Raw genomic sequence first — 18,476 nt, forward strand, 5'->3', positions numbered from 1 at the left:
GTTTCTCCTTTCTTACATCACTCACCCATGAGATCCTGGTAGGTCTCCCAGCGACCATCGTAGTTAATATACCAAGTTGGCGCCAGGTTCACAACCTTATCCGAGGAACTTGATTCCGACCATTTATAGCCCAGCTGCAGACCGTTAATCTTAGCCTTATCAAGTCCCGCTGCGGTTAAGCGATTCAAAACGGTATCGGTCGAAGCCAGGGTTTTATCGGCTTCGTCAGCGGGTACCGGAACTTGTAAACTGTATAACGAAAAGTTGAAACGGTGAACGTTTCCGGATAGGGCCGAAATTTGGACGGCCCCGTAATTCGTTTGGTTAAAGATGGGGAATCCTTCCACGTAACTGCGGTAGGTTAACTTTTTCCCCCGGGCGTTATAGTCAAAGAACCGAACGTTTTCCATCGGCACCCCAGTTGAAACGAGGCTTTGGTAACCATACTGCAGCCGATCCGTGTAGGTCGTCAGCGACTTCATGGTCCCATAATCCTCAAAAATTGCGGTATTATCCCGGTTGACGATGGTCAGGTTCCGGGTTGATCCGTCAGAATAGGTCACACTATCCTTATTTCGTTTGACGTTAATATTTGTATTTTCGCCGGAATTCATCAGTCGGTTAACGAAGTAATCGGCCGACTGATGATTCATTAGGTAGCTGTACGACGCCATCTTCACGCTGGACGTGTAGTATGTCATCGCCTGGTTGTTTAACCAATCCCACCGAACGGGTAACCGGACGAGGTCCCCCTTTAAGAGCATCGTCAACGCTTCCGGATTAGACCGTTTAATCTGAATCCGGTAAACATGATACCCGCTGTCGCTAAGGAAGTAGAACGTGTCCGGTTCCGTCTGAGGGATCATAATCCGGTTAACCTCCGTATTCGGTGCGAGCCGCACGTTAAACTTAAACACCTTATTCAAGGTTTTAACGGTAACCGCCGACGGGTAGGACAGCGTCAAGCTATCCTTTTGCTTCAGGTAAGCCATGTACGTCCGCCGGCTCACCTGGCTTTCTTTGACCGTCGTATGGTCCTGCCACCCCTGAATTTGGGATCGAATTTCAGACATTAAATTAACTTTTCGGTTGCTGAGCTGTTCAGCGTGACCCGCCTCCGTGGTGTAAACGGCCTGGGTCGGCAAGTAAATATCCTGCATTGGGCGCGAGTTCAAATTGGTTGAAGTACTCGTTCCGCTGCTCTGGTGGTTACGTTCTAAGTGGGCTGGGTTAGTCCAGATCAGCCCGGAAAGAATGATACTGATGATCACCGTAATCCCTAACGTAATTGGCAGCAAGGATTTAGTCAGTTTCATCCCATAAATCCTCCTCATAAGGTTGGTACGGTAACGAAATGTAGAAGGTTGAGCCGCGGCCTTCACGACTATCAACCCAAATTTTTCCGCCTAGCATTTGAATGACTTCTCGGGAAATTGCGAGTCCTAATCCCGTTCCACCTTGAGCCCGTGACCGCGCCTTATCCACCCGGTAGAACCGGTCGAAAATGTGCGGAACATCTGCCCGGGGAATGCCAAGGCCTTGGTCTGATACGCTTAAAATCACATTGTTATGCGTTTCAATCAACCGGCAAGTAATGACACTGCCGTCTGGGGAATACTTGATGGCGTTATTCATTAAATTATCAAGCACCTGGGTAAACCGGTCGGTATCTAAGTCAACCCATAGATCCCGCTGGGTAAACTCCCGTTTGATGGTGTATTTCTTACCGACCCCCTCTTTATTCGGGTCATCTAACCGGGTGTTCTGATGCTCCGGACTATCATCCTGTTTCAGCATCATGTCGTACCGGTCTAACACGTAGTTAAAGAGTTCGTTAATGTTCGTTAACTCAATATCCAGCTTTTGGGTACCAGAATCCATCCGGGATAGCGTTAAAAGATCATTAATCATCCGAATCATCCGGTCCGTTTCATCCTGGGCAACCTTTAAGAATTGGGGCGCCACTTCGGGATCCTGCCAAGCCCCCTCGGATAAGGCTTCAACGTAGGAATGCACGCTCGTTAACGGCGTCCGTAATTCATGGGACACGTTAGAAACGAACTGCTTTCGGTCAGCGTCAATCTTTTGCTGTTCCGTAACATCATGCAGGACACACACTAACCCGGAAATAAAACCGGATTCCCGTTGAATCAGCGAGAAGTAAGCTTGAAGGATCAAATCATGCCGATCAGACGAAAAGTCCAAGATCAGATCGTCTGGGTTCTCTAATAGATCCCGCAACGTATGATCGGAGCGGATTTTTAGAATATCTAGGATGGATTTACCAACGGCTTCGTCGGTTTCGGTATCTAAGTAGTCAACAGCCGTTTCATTAATGATTGTCACGTTACCCCGTCGGTCGGTCGCAATCACCCCATCACTCATGTGGGACATCACGGAATCCAACCGCCGACGTTCCGATTCGGTCGACTCCTGGGCTTCTTCCACCCGGACGGATAGGTTGTTAATGGCGCTCCCTAGTTGGCCTAATTCATCTTGACCGTAAACGTGGACTTGACCGGAGTAGTCGCCCCGGGCAATCCGCATCGTTTGTTTCTTCATTTCATCGATTGGGCGGGTTATTGCCCGGGAAATAACGATCGCCATAATTAACCCTAACGCAATGGCCACGAGGGCTGCGGACAGGTAAATCAGCGTCACACTATTAATCGTCTGGTACACGGAATCTAAGTTGGCCCGCTGGTAAATAACCCCCACTAAGGTACTATTATTTCCCTGGGTCTTAATCAACCGGGTAATGGTGACGTAGTACCGGCTGTTATTGTTGCTGACGGTCGTTTTTGAAACGTCACGGTTATTGTAAATGGCGTTTTTAATCGCCGTATCCGTCGTCTTTTGTCCAATAATCCCTTGGTTTTCCGCTTGATTCGTGCCCCGAATGGTTCCCTTATTGTCAATAATCTGAATTTGGGCGCTGGAAGTATTATTAATTTCGGATAACGTACTATTAATTTGTTTGTTGGCCTGGGTGGTACTCGTCTCCGTTAACTCATCAGCTAACCGATTATCAATGTAGGTTGGCACCTCCATCGTTGATTTGAAAGTGTTAAGGCTTTGTCGTTCAAGTTGGCGGACAAACACGGCCCCCACAATCTCTAACGTCAACAACAATAAGAGTGCAAAAACCAGCGCAATTTTGAAGTGAATTGACTGGTACCATTTAATTTTACTTTTCACGCTGCACGAACTCCTAGTCTCCGATTGAATCTAATTCGAATTATTTTGCTTCGTCACTTTCGGGGTTACGCAAATAGTATCCGACACCCCGCCGTGTGATCAGCCATTCTGGGTGGCTGGGGTTATCCTCAATTTTTTCACGCAGCCGCCGAACCGTAACATCTACCGTCCGGACGTCACCAAAGTAATCGTAGCCCCAAACGGTTTGTAACAAGTGTTCTCGCGTCATTACCTGCCCAATATGTTGAGCCAAATAATGCAGGAGTTCAAACTCACGGTGCGTGAGGTCGATGTTCTTCCCCCGTTTTGAAACGGAATAAGCTTCTGGGTGAATTACAAGGTCACCGATAACAATATCCTTGTTTTCTGGCTGATCGTCATCATTCTGCGCTGCAGACGGTGAATCTTCCCGGCGTAAGTTAGCCTTGACCCGGGCCACCAGTTCCCGGTTAGAGAAGGGCTTTGTCACGTAATCATCTGCGCCCAGTTCCAATCCCAGAACCTTATCTAACTCGGAATCCTTGGCCGTTACCATAATAATTGGCATGCTATGGTTGCGCCGAATTTGGCGGGCCACTTCTAACCCGTCAACTTTGGGCAGCATTAAATCAAGAATCACTAAATCAGGATCAACTTCATCGACCTGTTTGATGGCTTCTTCACCATCGTAAGCGGTATAGACTTCATACCCTTCCTTGGTCAGGTTAAACTTAATAATGTCACTAATTGGTTTTTCATCGTCAACAACAAGAATTTTTTTCATAATCTTTAATTTCCTCCTTAAGGAAGTCCAGTAACGACGATATTTCGTCGCGGGCCAGCCAATGGACGTTAACATACCGCCTAGCATTGGGGCACTCTTTACGTATAAGTGGCGAGCCGGTTGGTTTGATTGGCTCGGCTAATTTTATTATTTTAGGCGCATTAAACGGTTCGCGCTGAATCAATTATAACACATGAAAGCTAGAGTTCTAGGGGATTGGACCGCACTTTAGAAATGGTTAATCAGTCAAAAAATGAATAAAAAATGACTTTCTCGCCTAAAAAAGGTTGCGTGATCAGTATCCACATGATATTATATTAAAGTTGATTCATGACATGGGCAGTTAGCTCAGCTGGCAGAGCAACGGACTCTTAATCCGTGGGTCCAGGGTTCGATCCCCTGACTGCCCATCCTTAACCCGAAACCATCAATTTGGTGCATGATGTATGCATTGAATTGATGGTTTTTTATTTTTAATGTTCCCTATTATCTCATATTCATTGTGTGGCCTGGCCATGCAAGACAAAAAAGTGATTTTTATGTTGCACCGGTGTAACATTCATGATATTATAATATAGTTGATTCATGACATGGGCAGTTAGCTCAGCTGGCAGAGCAACGGACTCTTAATCCGTGGGTCCAGGGTTCGATCCCCTGACTGCCCATCCTTAACCCACCACTAGTTGGTGGGTTTTTTTGTATGACTATATAGATTAGGACCCCAACTAGATATCAAGTTGGGGTCCTATTTTTGATAAACACTTATTGATTAACGTCATGGGTGGGTACGTGGCCCGTATCGTGCTTCGGTTGATCCTCCGGTGGGTTTACGGAAACCCGCCCCTTATGGTTATGGAGCGTCGTTTCCCCTCTTCCGGGTTGGATCACCGTAATCCAATTCCCAAACGTTTGCCCCTCACTAACGGGTAGTGGCAGCATCCCCAGAATAAAACCTGCCACTACAAATAACCCAATTCGAAACTTCTTCATGTGACTCTCCCCTTTAAATCCATCGTTCCCCTAGTATCTGCGATCAGTATAGCACTAATGTCAGTTAGTTGATGGGCTTTTTTCAATTTTATGTGATTCCGATTGGTAGTCATTTATAATTGATCATGCTAGAATGATCGCATAATGAGTTGACAGGAAAATTCCAAAGGGGGAAACGTCATATGTTAGCAGAAACATCGTTGATTCTAAAAGCCGTTGACCGTTTGAATGCCGGCTACGAAGTTACCATTACCACCACTAATCACGATCAAATTCACGTTATGCCGTTACTGGTGAACGGGCAGATTACGGGGAATTATGCTAGTTCTGCACTACCAGGGATTACGTACGATGATTCTCGCATCATTATGAAGGAAACCATTGACGACCTCGATAACAAGGGACTTCAAATCGAGTCCATTAAGTAAAGTAATGTCTAAGAGGCTGGAACATAAAACGTTCAAGCCGTGCTAAAAAACAAGGGACCAGGTTCGATTGTGTTTTGATCGGAGTTGGTCCCTTGCTTTTTTAGTCGGGTTCCTCCGTTCAACCCTCTGCGGTTCTGTTGCCTGCTACGTTGTCGAAATGAACTCTGGCAGTCAAACCTCTGCGGCTACTACGCAATAGGGACTATGCTCCAACCCAAGCACACTCCCTATTGCTAGGTAGTCCTCGAGGTTTAATCGACTGCCTCCGTTCTCTCCACACAAAAAAGGCCACCGCTCGGGGAAGCGGTGACCATCGGAGTAGGGGTAACGTCATATAAGAATGACGTTATATTTTTTCATTATTCCAGGGGAGGAGGAGTACATGAAAAAAGATTTTAATCTTTGCAAGAAATCATTAACTGATTTCTATGTTGACTATATTAACCATTAAATATGACGAAAGTATGAAGATTCTGTCATAAAACATAAAAAAAGTTTCAAAAGTCAAACTTTTTGCATTTTTTCGTCAATTTAAGCCGGTTGACCCGGATCATAGGCAATTGATGAGAACTTGTTATAGGATTTAACGAAGAGCAGCTTAACGGTTCCCCGGGCCCCGGACCGGTTCTTTTCAATAATGACTTCAACGGGACCCACGTTTTCGTCGCCTTCATCCTGCTGAGGCGTGCTGCCTCCGCCGTCTTCGTCATCGCCATCACGTTCGTAATAGTCATCCCGATAAAGGAAGGCCACGATATCCGCATCTTGTTCAATGGATCCAGATTCCCGGATATCCGATAGGACGGGCCGCTTATCCTGACGTTGTTCCACTCCCCGGGACAGTTGGGAAAGCGCAATTACGGGAACGTGCAGTTCCTTAGCGAGCTTTTTTAACTGCCGGGAAATGTCAGACACTTCCTGCTGCCGGTTTTCCTTATTATTACCTTCAATTAATTGAAGATAATCGATAATGACCAGACCTAGGTTGCCCGTTTCCTTTGCCAATCGCCGGCACTTAGCCCGAATTTCGGTAATTTTATTTCCAGCCGTATCATCAATGTACACACTCGCTTGACTAAGGCTTCCCATGGCAACCATGAGGTTATTCCACTCTTCTTGGTTAAGCTGACCCGTTCTTAAGTGATTGGCATCAATGGAGCCTTCTGAACACAGCATCCGATCGACCAAGGACTCTGCGGACATTTCCAGACTAAAAATTGCCACCGTCGTATCCGTCTTGGTCCCCACATTTTGAGCGATATTTAGTGCAAACGCGGTCTTACCCACCCCGGGCCGGGCCGCTAGAATGACTAATTCATCGTCGTGAAAACCGGTGGTCATTTTATCTAACTCAGGGTAGCCCGTGGCCAAACCCGTGACAACATCGTCGTTTTGAGACAGCTGATCAATTTCAGCTAAGGCGGAGCTTAGGGCTTCTTGGATGTTAATAAACCCTGATTGACTGCGACTTTGTGCCACGTTCATCACGTCGCGTTCGGCACCATCCAACATGTCTTCCACGGAGTCCTCTCCCGTATAAGCCGTTGTGACGATGTTAGTGGCCGTTTGAATTAACCGCCGCCGAACCGACATATCCTGCACAATTTTAGCGTAGTAAACGATGTTGGCCGCCGTTGGGACGGACGTTGCTAACTCACCAATGTAGGCAATTCCACCCACGTCATCTAGCTGATTTCGCTGGGTTAACTGGTTGGTTACCGTCACGGCATCAATCGCTTCATCCTGATTATTTAAGTCCATCATGACTTGGAAGATAATCTGGTGGGCGCGCCGGTAAAAATCATCCGGCTCCAAAATTTCCATGGCATCCACAATCGCTTCAGCGTTCAAAAAAATAGCCCCTAAAACGGCCTTTTCGGCGTCCAGGTTCTGTGGTGGGGTCTGATCAATTGGGACGTTATCCAATTGGAAGTCCCTCCTTTCATCTCATTGAATATTAGGTCTATTCTAACAGAAATTGATCCCCTCGAATACTAATTTTAGGCAGGCAAATGAAATAAGGGTGGTAACCAAATCCGATCAAAATCGAATCCGGTCACCACCCTTACTAACACGGCCTGAACGTCTTATGCTCCTGCCTAATTATCCCTGTTCAATCACGTGGACCCGAATCTTAGCCGTCACGTCCTTGTGGAGTTTGACGGGAACGTTCGTGTAACCGAGTGACCGAATGGGTTGTGGCAGTTCAATTTTGTGTTTATCAAGCTTTAAGCCAAACTGTTTATTAAGTGCCGTTGCAATCTGCTTTGATGGGATGGAACCGAATAACCGGCTGTCTGTGCCCGCTTTAGCTTGGATTTGAACGACCGTTTTATCGTCCTCTAACTTAGTCTTTAATGCTTCCGCATCGGCTAATTCTTCGGCTTCTTCACGTGCCTCTGCCCGTTGTTGACCCTTTAGTTGACTCATGGCTTTCGCATCAGCGGCCTTAGCAAGGCCCTTTTTAATTAAGAAGTTTTGGGCGTATCCATCGGGCACGTTCTTGACTTCGCCCCGTTTGCCCTTACCACGAACATCCTGCGTAAAAATTACTTTCACTGTGAGTCACTCCTCGCTAATTTCTACCCTCTATCCTACCCTAGATTCGGGTGGGTTTCAAACTAATCCGCAGAGGGTTCGCTAGGTTCATCACCGTCCTGCTTGGCAATTTCATCCAGCAGCTGCTGTTTGACTTCACCAACGGTTTGGCCCTCAATTTGGGTGGCCGCATTCGACAGGTGGCCGCCACCGCCCATAGCTTCCATCACTAATTGGACGTTGACATCACCAGTACTTCTGGCGCTAATTCCGATCTTACCGTCGTTTCGTTTAGTAATGACAAACGACGCATCCACGCCGGACATCCCCAGTAAGCTGTCCGCCGCCTGAGCTGCCGTAACGTTATCGTACGTTTTATCTTCTTCCCCGGTAATCAACGCCATATTTTGGTTAATAAACTCAACTAACCCGATTAAATGGTTGCGCTGAAGGAAACTGTCCACGTTTTCCTTCATAAACTGCTGCATTTCTTCTGGATCGGCACCCGCAGACCGCAAGTAACTTGCCGCATCAAACGTCCGGGTCCCGGTCCGCAGTGAAAATTCTTTGGTATCAATTGTGATTCCCGTCAGCATAGCCGTTGCTTCAATTCGCGTAATGGGCTCGCTTTGGGACTGGTATTCAAACATTTCCGTAATGAGTTCACAGGTTGAACTGGCGTAGGGTTCGATGTAAACCAGAATTGGATTTTCAGGGAACTCCTCACCGCGCCGGTGGTGGTCAATGATCATCACCCGGTTTTCCAGCCGCTTATAGAGCTCTGGTGACATGGAAAGGGATGGTTTAGAGTGGTCCACCATAATGAGCAGACTCTGATCCGTCGCCTTTTCTAAGGCCTCAGCGGGCGTAATAATGGCGTCCCGGATTTCGGGATCGTCCTTCACCGCATCCAGCAACCGCTGAATATCGGAGTGGAGATTCTCACTATCGAGGACAATCCAACACTGCTTATGGTTCATTTGGGCAATCCGTCGAATCCCCAAGCAGGCACCTACGGCATCCATATCAGGCCGAACGTGGCCCATAACAAAGACCTGGTCGGAATCGTTCATCAATTCCTGAAGCGCCTGGGAGATCATCCGGGCCCGGACCCGCGTCCGTTTTTCCATCGGATTCGTTCGTCCACCGTAGAACCGGGCTTCCCCGTCCTGCGATTTGACCACAACTTGGTCTCCCCCGCGCCCTAGAGCGAGGTCTAGGTTACTCTGGGCCAGATCAGCTAACGTATTGAGATCGGGATCCCCGTATGCGATCCCAACGCTCAGCGTTAACGGGAAATTTTGTTTCGACGTGGTTTCCCGGATCGCATCCAAGATTTTAAACTTGTCGCTTTCAATGGCTCTTAGTGACCGAGCGTAGGCAATCAAGAAGTAATGGTCGTCGTCCAGGCGCTTAATGTACATATCAAACCGTTGGGCCCACGTTGATAACTCATTCGTCACGTAGTTTCTGAGGTTAGAAATGTCCTTATCCGTCATGGACTGGGTAATTTCATCATAGTTATCCAAGAAAACCTGACCAATGGCCACTTTTTCAGCATCGTACTGCTCCTGAATGAGTTGGTAGTGGGTCACGTCCATTAGATAAACGGTATGCTGTTCCGGTTGAACCAACAGGGAAAACCGGTAACTGCGCCAGCGAACGTTGACGGGCCGATCATCATCTCTGTGGGCCTTAATCAGTTCCGTTAATTCCGGGTCTAAATCTGATAGGCGGCGTCCCAACACCTCAGTATCGCCAAAGTACCGCTGAAGGTAGGGATTTACCCAGTCAATCACGTGATCGTCGCTTAGCACCATGACGCCCAGTGGCATGTGAAGAAGCGCCGCCTGTTCGCCGTGCCGCACGTAAAAGGATAGGTCGGTAATGTACTGATTAGTATCGGCGCTAATCGCCGCCATCATGTTGAAGATGACGACCATTGCAACGCCCACAACAATGAGCACCCCTAGCCCAAAAATCCAGTTCACCACAAAGGCCAGGACAATGCCTAAAATCGCCAGAACTGAATTGAAGGCCGCGATCCACCGCAGCCGTTTATTCCTTAAAAACTCTGGAATCGTTTCTCTCGAAAAGAATCTTTTCATTTTAATGCCTCATCTGACTTTCACGACTTAAATTTCGTTCAATCATGAAGATAGTCTACTAGTGTTATTTTAGCACACCTAGCGGGAATCCGCTTCTGATGACCAGCCGGTGAATTTCCCCCGCTCCCCCCGCCTAAATCTGCTATGATAGAAGCCATTAATGGAGGTTTCAATCATGAAAAAACTAAAGGAACGCCTTGATGCGTTCAGTGACGCCATCATCGCAATTATTATCACAATTATGGTATTAGAGCTCCCCGTGACCGTCCATAACGGCAACGTTAATTTCGTCCAGCTCTTTCAATCAATTGGGATTTACATCGTCAGTTTCTGTTTCGTTGCGGACTTATGGTACCAGCATGCCATCGCCTTTGACGCCGTGGATGAGGTCCCAAACAAAATTGTGATTAAAGATCTGATCTTCCTACTGCTTCTTTCATTAACCCCAACGTTAACCCGCCTAATGACGCAGGATACGGTTCGGCAAACGGTCATGTTATATGGTACCCTCTACCTTCTGATCGAGGGAGTATTCCGGTCGCTCGCCCAAGATCTGGTTCACCTCAAGTTTACGGATAAGGCGAACATGAAAAAAATGTACCAATCGATTTATGGCAACCGTGACATGGGCCGAATGTTTGGCATGATCTTAACCATTATCGTTCTAGCTTACTTTTATCCCAAAATCGCCCTTGTCTTTTTCTTAATTATTCCCATCCGGTCCTTCTTCACCAACGCCTTAAATAGCGAGGAAATGCAGGATCTTTCACAGATGCCAATTGAAGGTCAGAAAAGCTTCGATCAAATGTCTGGCGCAGACAAACGCAAGTACAGCCAAATGATTCGCCGCTACATTCAGCGGGTTCACCGCATTGGTCACGACCAAGAAAAGCAGCAGGCCGCCTGGAATGAATTTGCCAAACGGGCCCAACAGGAATTCAACATCTCGGAATCCCAATCCAACGCTTGGTTTCGACAGTACCAAAAATACCGGCAGCCCAATCAGCGTAATCGGTCTTCCCGTCACTCCCAAAGCTAGGCCAATCTGACAGCATGTCACCCCTTGACAACTGAATTACAGGCTCTACGGCGGTCCGATCCCTTCCGAATATCTTCGGGTGGATCGGACCGCCTTTTGTCGATGGCATAAAAAGACTGGGTCATTAGGTCCGCTTCGCTAAAAAATGTGTCTCTTGCAACATGGTCCGAAAGTATCCTTAACAGGATGCTTTCGGACCAGTAGTTACAGGACAGGGTGTGGAACTTCTCGCTTACTTTCGAGGATTAACGGTGCTCACAAAAAAAGGGACCCGGATTTTCATCCGAATCCCTCACCGAAACTAAAGACTAGTCTTCAGTAACGAATGGCATTAAGCCCATGATACGTGAACGCTTGATAGCGATCGTTAACTTACGTTGGTTCTTAGCGCTAGTGCCCGTAACACGACGAGGTAAAATCTTACCACGTTCTGAAACGAACCGCTTTAATAAGTCAGTATCTTTGTAATCGATGTAATCGATGTGGTTGGCTGCAATAAAGTCAACCTTACGACGGCGACGGCCGCCACGACGTTGGTTAGCCATAGTTGTCCCTCCTCAGATTAATTAGAATGGTAAATCATCATCAGAGATATCAATCTGGTCACCAGAGTTAGCAAATGGATCGGCTGGGGCATTCCCACCGTTATTGTTGCTTGGTGCGGAATTTCCACCGCGGTTACCGCCATTATTGCTGCCTCCAGCAAATGGATTTACGTCTCCTTGAGGAGCGTTGTAGTTATTGTTGTTATTGGTATTACCACCATTATTGTTACCATAGTTGCCGTTATTTCCAGAGTTGGAATTAGCGGACCGGGGTTCCAAGAATGACCAGTTATCAACCACAACTTCAGTGACGTATACGCGCTGACCCTGTTGGTTTTCGTAGTTCCGGGTTTGGAGCCGGCCTTCGAGTCCAACGAGGGATCCCTTATGCATGTAGTTTGCAAAGGTTTCCGCTGGTTTACGCCAAATAACACAACTGATGAAGTCAGCTCCGCGTTCACCGCTTGAGTTGGTGAAACGCTGATCGACGGCTAACGTAAATGTTGCTACGGCAGCACCGCTTTGTGTGTATCGCAATTCCACATCCCGCGTAAGGCGTCCAGTAAGTACGACTCGGTTGATCATAGCTGAAATCTCCTCTCAATTAAAACAGTTTAGTGATTAGTTTTTGTCATCGCGCTTAACGATCATGTGACGTAAAATGCCATCATTGATCTTTGAAAGACGGTCAAATTCGTTTAGGGCTTCATCGTTAGATGCAGTCACATTAGTAATGTGGTATACACCTTCGTTGTAGCCTCCAATTTCGTAAGCAAACTTACGCTTAGACCAGTCTTTGGAATCAACAATTGTTGCACCATTGTCAGACAAGATCTTGTCAAAACGGTCGATCAAGGCCGTCTTGTCGTCATCGTTTAAGTCTGGACGAACGATGTAAGTAATTTCGTAATTAGTCGTTTCCATGAATGTTACACCTCCTTATGGACTTTAGGCTCCCTCCCAATGAAGGGAGCAAGGAGAGTTATCTATCAAATGATAGATACTCACGAATTAATAGTATAGCAGAATATTAAGGTTAAGGCAAGGCCGTCTTGGGATGTTAGAATTGCGATCTATCATATAGGTTCGCACCGAATCCCTAATTTGACGAAAAAAACGCAAAAAAAAGCAATCAGCTCCCCCCGGACACTGATTGCTTTTACGCCGTAAATTGGTTTGCCATTTGATTCCCGCTCAGGAATCAAAGTAACGTTAAGATACGATTAAGAGGTTAAGAAATTAAGATTAAATTATCAATTACGATAATTACCCAACCACGGCTTGATAATAGGACATGGGAATTTGAGTAGAAACAGTGAACAACTCCATCTACAAGTATTATATTAACAAATATTTGCAGGGTCGCTGAACACTTCAGCCGTTCGTTGTCCAATTTTCACGAACGTTTTTCTAACATAGTGTTCTTTTTACGTGAACAATACAAAACACTGTGACAAGTTTCACTGAACATTTATGTGCATTTATGTCCAGTTCACCCTTGTTTACGCCTTCTGCATATCGGAAATAATCCGCCGGAGCATCTTTGTTTCGCTTATTGCTAGCTCTTCTGGCGTATGCCGGCGTTCCTTAGGCATTAAAAGCCAATAGTAAATCGCATTATAAATTCCGCCAACGTAAAATTGTAAATAGAAATCATCTTCGGTAACTTCGCGGTGAATCTGACGACCGACGAATGACGCACAGGACGCCCCGAGCACCGTTGTAAACTTTTGCCGGAACATCATGGACCCGTGCATCCCCATGAACGCTGCATATAACGACTCATGAAGTAAAATATACCGGTGCATTTTGAGCAGTGGTGTAAAGGGTTCGTTCGGACTAAACGCCCGAAAATCCAGGTAGCGCCAGTCGTTTAATATTGATTCCATCCCGCCAAGCGCAATTTCTTCCAGATACCGATACAAGCCATCAATATCGGAAAAATAAGTGTAGAAGGTAGTTCGCGAGATATGCGCGGAATCACAAATTTTACGAACCGTAATTTGACTGGCATCCATTTGCTGTAACAGAGTTGAAAACGCTGTTTGAATCTTCTGTTCCGTATCTGTATTCAAGTTCAAGCACCCCAAGTTCTATAACCAAATTGGTCGTTCAAGATAGCGTTCTGACGCCTAGACTTGTTCCCTCTTAATCTCTAACAACAGAGCTTACCAAATTAAAATGGGAACGTCTACAAGTTTTTCACCTGCAGCGTTCCCATTGAGTCATTCTTTAACGATCGAGGTCGGAACCATCAGACTGGTTTTCCGCTTCCTCTTCTTCATGTTTAATTTCACGATCCGCAAGTGCCTGAATGTCGCTAGGATCGGCGGCATTCGCAGCGGGCGCAACTGGTCGGGCAGCATCCGAAACAGCCTCACGGGTCATTTCTTCGGCACTCAACTCTGCATCCACGGCATCCACAGGCTGATCATCTTCCTTATCAACCTTGGCCATTGTGGCAACCTTAGACTCTTCGTTCATCCGCATCAGATGAACCCCGACGGTTGCCCGACCCGTGGTTGAGACATCGTTCACGTCAAACCGAATCATGACCCCGGAATCGGTGACCAGCATAATATCTTCGTCACCGCGAACGGTTGTTAACCCGGCTAACGGTCCGTTCTTTTCAACGATATTCGCCGTCTTAATCCCTTTACCACCCCGACCCTTAATTGGGTATTCGGTCGCAGGGGTCTGTTTGCCATAACCCTTTTCGGAGATGACAAAGACGTTATCATCCGGGTGCAGAACGCTCGCGCCAATTACATAGTCGTTATCGCGCAGGCGAATTCCGCGAACCCCTGAGGCACTCCGGCCCATGGACCGAACGGCACCTACGTTAAAACTAACGGCGTAACCTTCGTGGGTCCCGATAATCATGTTCATTTCCTTCGTGACGATGGAAACGTCGATGAGTTCGTCACCCTCCTTGAGGTTGATGGCCTTCAGTCCGTTACTCCGGATGTTTTCAAACTCAGCAACTGCCGTCCGCTTAACCGTCCCGTTTACCGTGGTAAAGAAGAGATCCCGGTCACCATTATCACCCGTTTGCTGAACATCAATCACGTCTTGAATATGTTCATCGTTATTAATGCCTAACAGGTTGATAATCGGAATTCCCTTGGCGGTCCGACCGTACTCAGGGATTTCGTACCCCTTCATCCGGTAAACCTTCCCGGTATTGGTAAAGAAGAGCAGGGCATCGTGCGTTGAGCCGGAAACGAGGTGTTCGATGAAGTCATCATCGTGCACCCCCATCCCCTGGACGCCCTTGCCACCCCGGTTTTGGGCCTTAAAATCAGACGTTTTTAACCGTTTAATGTAGCCGTTATGCGTCAGAGAAATCACAATGTCTTCCTGAGCAATGAGGTCTTCATCTTCTAGGCTAGTTACTTCACCCACCATAAGTTCGGTTCTGCGGTCGTCCCCGTATTTATCAGCAATTTCCATCAATTCGTTGTAGATGAGGGCCTGCTGCTTTTCGCGGGATGCCAGGATGGATTTGTACTCAGCGATGTCCTTTAACAGGCCTTCGTACTCCTTTTCCACCTTGTCACGTTCCAAACCGGTTAACCGAACCAGTCGCATGTCTAAGATGGCTTGCGCCTGTTTGTCAGATAAGCTGAACCGGCTCATTAATTCATTCTTGGCAATTTCAGAGGTTTGAGACTGCCGGATGAGGGTCACAATTTCATCAATGTGATCGAGGGCAATCTGTAACCCTTCCAAGATATGAGCCCGGGCTTCCGCCTTCTTTAAGTCAAACTGGGTCCGGCGAACAATGACCTCAAGTTGGAATTCCAAGTAATGCTGCAGGATTTCCTTTAGCCCCATCACTTTCGGTGCACCGTTGACAATTGCCAGCATATTAATCCCAAAGGTGGTTTGCATCAAGGTTTCCTTGAACAGGTTGTTTAAAACGACTTCTGCGCTTGAGTCACGCCGAATGTCGATCACAACCCGTTCGCCATCCCGGTCAGACTCATCGTTAATGTCGGTGATTCCCTCTAACCGTTTGTCACGCACGAGCTCAGCAATGTGTTCGATTAACCGGGCCTTATTCACCATGTACGGTAATTCAGTCACGATTATCCGCTGTTTGCCGGTCTTACTGGTTTCAATCTCCGTCTTAGACCGTAAGATAATGGTTCCCCGACCCGTTTCATAGGCCTTCCGAATGGCGGATTTGCCCATCACAATGGCCCCAGTTGGGAAGTCTGGCCCAGGTAAAACATCCATCAAGTCAGCCGTAGTGGCATCGGGGTTATCCATTAACACGTGAATGGCGTTGATAACTTCCTGCAGGTTATGAGGCGGCACGTTCGTTGCCATCCCAACCGCAATTCCGGATGCTCCGTTAACCAATAAGTTAGGGAACCGGGACGGTAAAACAACGGGTTCGCGCTCCGTACCATCGTAGTTATCTTGGTAATCAATCGTATCTTTATTGATGTCCCGAATCATTTCCCGGGAAATTTTACTTAATCGGGCTTCGGTATACCGCATTGCGGCAGCCTTATCTCCATCAACCGACCCAAAGTTTCCGTGGCCGTCAACCAGCATATACCGGTAAGAAAAGTCCTGGGCCATCCGCACCATGGCTTCGTAAATCGACGAATCACCGTGGGGGTGGTACTTACCCATGACGTCCCCGACAATTCTGGCTGACTTACGGTACGGTTTATCAGGGGTAACCCCTAATTCATGCATATCATAGAGAATCCGGCGGTTAACCGGCTTCATCCCGTCCCGAACATCAGGCAAAGCCCGCGCCACAATAACACTCATAGCGTAGTCCAAGAAGGACGACTTCATCGTGTTCGAGAGGTTGACATTGGTAATCCGACCAGATGTGTTTTCATCTGCCAAACTGTTACCCTCCATTCATCAATTCCAAGCTTTAAACATCGAGATCCGCAAACCGTGCGTTGTCTTCGATGAATTGACGCCGTGGCGCCACTTTATCACCCATCAGCATTTGGAAAACGTCGTCCGCATCCTCAGCGTCGCGGGGATCAACCCGCAATAGCCGCCGGGTTTCCGGATCCATCGTGGTTTCCCACAGCTGTTCGGCATCCATTTCACCTAACCCCTTGTACCGTTGAATTTGGGGCTTAGGAGTTGGTGGCAGCTGACCCAGCAGTTCGCTTAACTCTTCGTCACTATCGACATACTTTTGCATTTTACCCTGCCGAACCCGGTATAGCGGTGGCTGAGCAATGTAAACAAATCCCGCTTCTAAGAGTGGCCGCATATAACGGTAAATGAGCGTCAAGAGCAGCGTCCGAATGTGGGCACCATCAACATCGGCATCGGTCATGATAATTAATTTATGGTAATTTGCCTTTTCAGCATCGAAGTCCTTGCCAAACCCGGTTCCCATCGCCGTAAATAACGACCGAATTTCTTCGTTGGCTAAGATCCGATCCATTGACGCCTTTTCGACGTTTAAGATCTTCCCCCGAATGGGTAGGATCGCCTGGGTCAATCGCGACCGACCCTGTTTTGCGGATCCGCCGGCGGAATCCCCCTCGACGATAAACAGTTCTGAAACGGCGGGATCCTTTGACGTATTATCGGCTAACTTACCGGGCAGGTTGCTAATTTCCAACCCGCTCTTCTTCCGGGTAACTTCACGCGCCCGCTTAGCTGCTACCCGCGCCTTGGAAGCCAACTGGCCCTTTTCAATGATGTCCTTTCCGACATCCGGGTGTTCGAGCAGAAACTTCTTAAAGTGCTCGGAGAAAATCCGGTCAACAGCGGTCCGAGCGTCAGAATTGCCTAACTTCGTCTTCGTTTGGCCCTCAAATTGGGGGTCCGGGTGCTTAATGGAAATGACGGCGGTCATTCCTTCCCGAACGTCATCCCCGCTCAAGTTAGGGTCCTTATCCTTCATGGCCCCAATCTGCCGGGCATAATCGTTAATGACCCGAGTAAGCGCCCGTTTAAACCCTTCTTCGTGGGTTCCACCTTCGTAGGTGTGAATGTTATTAGCAAACGTCAGCATGTGGCTCTGGTAGCCGGACGTGTACTGCAGGGACACTTCAACCGTGATGTCACTTTCTTGCCCCTCAACGTAAATTGGGGGTTCAAACAACGTTTCCTTGTCTTTATCGAGGTACTCAACGTAATGCCGAATTCCGCCTTCGTACAAGAAGTCCTCTTCCGTTGGTTCCTCCGGACGGTTATCCCGGATCGTAATCCGCAGTCCCTTGTTCAAGAAGGCAAGTTCCCGAATCCGGTTCGTTAACACCTTAATGTCGTAAGTGGTGGTTTCAAGGAAAATATCAGAATCTGGCTTAAAGTGAACCTTCGTTCCGTGCTCGGTTTCAGGGGCATTCTCATCAATAACCTTCATGCCCGTCTTCACGTGACCGCGTTCAAAGTCCATGTAATACGTTTTGCCGCCCCGGGTAACTGAAACGTCCAGTTCTTCCGAAAGAGCGTTCACAACGGACGCTCCGACCCCGTGGAGGCCCCCAGAAACCTTGTATCCGCCGCCGCCAAACTTACCGCCCGCATGCAGGACGGTATAAACCGTTTCTAGCGCCGACTTCCCGGTCTTTTTCTGAGTACCGACTGGGATTCCCCGACCATCATCGGTCACGGTAATACTATTATCCTTTTCAACGATGACGTGAATTTCGTCGGCAAACCCGGCCAACGCTTCATCAATCCCGTTATCCACGATTTCCCAAACCAAGTGGTGAAGGCCTTGGGAACTCGTTGTTCCAATGTACATCCCCGGCCGTTTACGAACGGCTTCTAGGCCTTCCAAAACTTGAATCTGGCTGGCATCGTATTCCGCTGCCCGCTCAGCCTTGGTTTCTTCCATCTTGTCTTCAGCCAATATTTTTCCTCCTT

Annotated in this window: 15 protein-coding genes and 2 tRNA genes; 4 read left to right on the plus strand and 13 right to left on the minus strand. The window is 47.7% G+C overall.

Annotated features, from left to right (window positions below; translation table 11 throughout):
• Positions 1 to 17 precede the first annotated feature (17 nt).
• The 3 genes from DCM90_RS06170 to yycF are packed head-to-tail and all read right to left on the minus strand — an operon-like array spanning position 18 to position 3,961.
• Positions 18 to 1,316 carry a YycH family regulatory protein gene (locus DCM90_RS06170; protein ID WP_165815232.1) on the minus strand — a complete coding sequence of 433 codons (1,299 nt, stop codon included), beginning with the start codon at positions 1,314 to 1,316 and terminating at the stop codon, positions 18 to 20.
• Complete coding sequence (gene walK / locus DCM90_RS06175) at positions 1,303 to 3,198, minus strand: cell wall metabolism sensor histidine kinase WalK (RefSeq protein WP_109250455.1); 1,896 nt, start codon at positions 3,196 to 3,198, stop codon at positions 1,303 to 1,305. The genes DCM90_RS06170 and walK overlap by 14 nt, the downstream gene beginning before the upstream one ends.
• 40 nt (positions 3,199 to 3,238) lie before the next feature.
• Positions 3,239 to 3,961 carry a response regulator YycF gene (gene yycF / locus DCM90_RS06180; protein ID WP_109250456.1) on the minus strand — a complete coding sequence of 241 codons (723 nt, stop codon included), beginning with the start codon at positions 3,959 to 3,961 and terminating at the stop codon, positions 3,239 to 3,241.
• Between the two features lie 337 nt (positions 3,962 to 4,298).
• Between yycF and DCM90_RS06185 the strand changes: the two genes are divergently transcribed.
• Positions 4,299 to 4,371 (plus strand) — tRNA-Lys (locus tag DCM90_RS06185).
• Between the two features lie 182 nt (positions 4,372 to 4,553).
• Positions 4,554 to 4,626 (plus strand) — tRNA-Lys (locus DCM90_RS06190).
• Between the two features lie 97 nt (positions 4,627 to 4,723).
• Here the strand turns inward: DCM90_RS06190 and DCM90_RS06195 are convergent.
• Positions 4,724 to 4,951 carry a hypothetical protein gene (locus tag DCM90_RS06195; RefSeq protein ID WP_109250457.1) on the minus strand — a complete coding sequence of 76 codons (228 nt, stop codon included), beginning with the start codon at positions 4,949 to 4,951 and terminating at the stop codon, positions 4,724 to 4,726.
• 182 nt (positions 4,952 to 5,133) lie between these two features.
• Between DCM90_RS06195 and DCM90_RS06200 the strand changes: the two genes are divergently transcribed.
• Positions 5,134 to 5,379 carry a hypothetical protein gene (locus DCM90_RS06200; RefSeq protein WP_109250458.1) on the plus strand — a complete coding sequence of 82 codons (246 nt, stop codon included), beginning with the start codon at positions 5,134 to 5,136 and terminating at the stop codon, positions 5,377 to 5,379.
• Between the two features lie 531 nt (positions 5,380 to 5,910).
• Here DCM90_RS06200 and dnaB read toward each other — a convergent pair.
• The 3 genes from dnaB to DCM90_RS06215 all read right to left on the minus strand — a co-directional run bounded on the left by dnaB (position 5,911) and on the right by DCM90_RS06215 (position 10,025).
• On the minus strand, positions 5,911 to 7,305 hold the full coding sequence (dnaB, locus tag DCM90_RS06205) for a replicative DNA helicase (protein ID WP_109250459.1): 1,395 nt from the start codon (positions 7,303 to 7,305) through the stop codon (positions 5,911 to 5,913).
• Between the two features lie 177 nt (positions 7,306 to 7,482).
• The gene (rplI, locus tag DCM90_RS06210) at positions 7,483 to 7,938 is read right to left on the minus strand and encodes a 50S ribosomal protein L9 (protein WP_109250460.1); all 456 of its coding nucleotides are present in this window, start codon (positions 7,936 to 7,938) and stop codon (positions 7,483 to 7,485) included.
• Positions 7,939 to 8,000: 62 nt separating this feature from the next.
• The gene (locus DCM90_RS06215) at positions 8,001 to 10,025 is read right to left on the minus strand and encodes a DHH family phosphoesterase (RefSeq protein ID WP_109250461.1); all 2,025 of its coding nucleotides are present in this window, start codon (positions 10,023 to 10,025) and stop codon (positions 8,001 to 8,003) included.
• A 175-nt stretch (positions 10,026 to 10,200) separates the two neighbouring features.
• On the opposite strand from DCM90_RS06215, the gene DCM90_RS06220 reads away from it, so the two are divergent.
• On the plus strand, positions 10,201 to 11,064 hold the full coding sequence (locus DCM90_RS06220; protein ID WP_165815233.1) for a TMEM175 family protein: 864 nt from the start codon (positions 10,201 to 10,203) through the stop codon (positions 11,062 to 11,064).
• A gap of 308 nt (positions 11,065 to 11,372) precedes the next feature.
• Here DCM90_RS06220 and rpsR read toward each other — a convergent pair whose 3' ends face one another.
• The 6 genes from rpsR to gyrB form a co-directional block, all read right to left on the minus strand.
• Entirely contained in the window at positions 11,373 to 11,609 is a 237-nt protein-coding gene (rpsR, locus tag DCM90_RS06225; protein ID WP_109250463.1) for a 30S ribosomal protein S18, read from the minus strand.
• A 21-nt stretch (positions 11,610 to 11,630) separates the two neighbouring features.
• Positions 11,631 to 12,194, minus strand: a complete 564-nt coding sequence (ssb, locus tag DCM90_RS06230) for a single-stranded DNA-binding protein (protein WP_109250464.1) — start codon at positions 12,192 to 12,194, stop codon at positions 11,631 to 11,633.
• A gap of 36 nt (positions 12,195 to 12,230) precedes the next feature.
• Positions 12,231 to 12,533, minus strand: coding sequence for a 30S ribosomal protein S6 (gene rpsF, locus DCM90_RS06235; protein WP_109250465.1), 303 nt, complete (start codon positions 12,531 to 12,533; stop codon positions 12,231 to 12,233).
• Between the two features lie 578 nt (positions 12,534 to 13,111).
• Positions 13,112 to 13,684: a TetR/AcrR family transcriptional regulator gene (locus tag DCM90_RS06240; RefSeq protein WP_109250466.1), complete on the minus strand. Its 573-nt coding sequence runs from the start codon at positions 13,682 to 13,684 to the stop codon at positions 13,112 to 13,114.
• A 157-nt stretch (positions 13,685 to 13,841) separates the two neighbouring features.
• A complete protein-coding gene (gene gyrA, locus DCM90_RS06245; protein WP_109250467.1) occupies positions 13,842 to 16,496 on the minus strand; it encodes a DNA gyrase subunit A in 2,655 nt (884 codons plus the stop codon).
• 16 nt (positions 16,497 to 16,512) lie between these two features.
• Positions 16,513 to 18,447 carry a DNA topoisomerase (ATP-hydrolyzing) subunit B gene (gene gyrB, locus DCM90_RS06250; RefSeq protein WP_109250555.1) on the minus strand — a complete coding sequence of 645 codons (1,935 nt, stop codon included), beginning with the start codon at positions 18,445 to 18,447 and terminating at the stop codon, positions 16,513 to 16,515.
• Between the last annotated feature and the right edge of the window lie 29 nt (positions 18,448 to 18,476).

Origin of the sequence: Levilactobacillus bambusae (assembly GCF_003124125.1) — a bacterium.
GTDB lineage: Bacteria > Bacillota > Bacilli > Lactobacillales > Lactobacillaceae > Levilactobacillus > Levilactobacillus bambusae.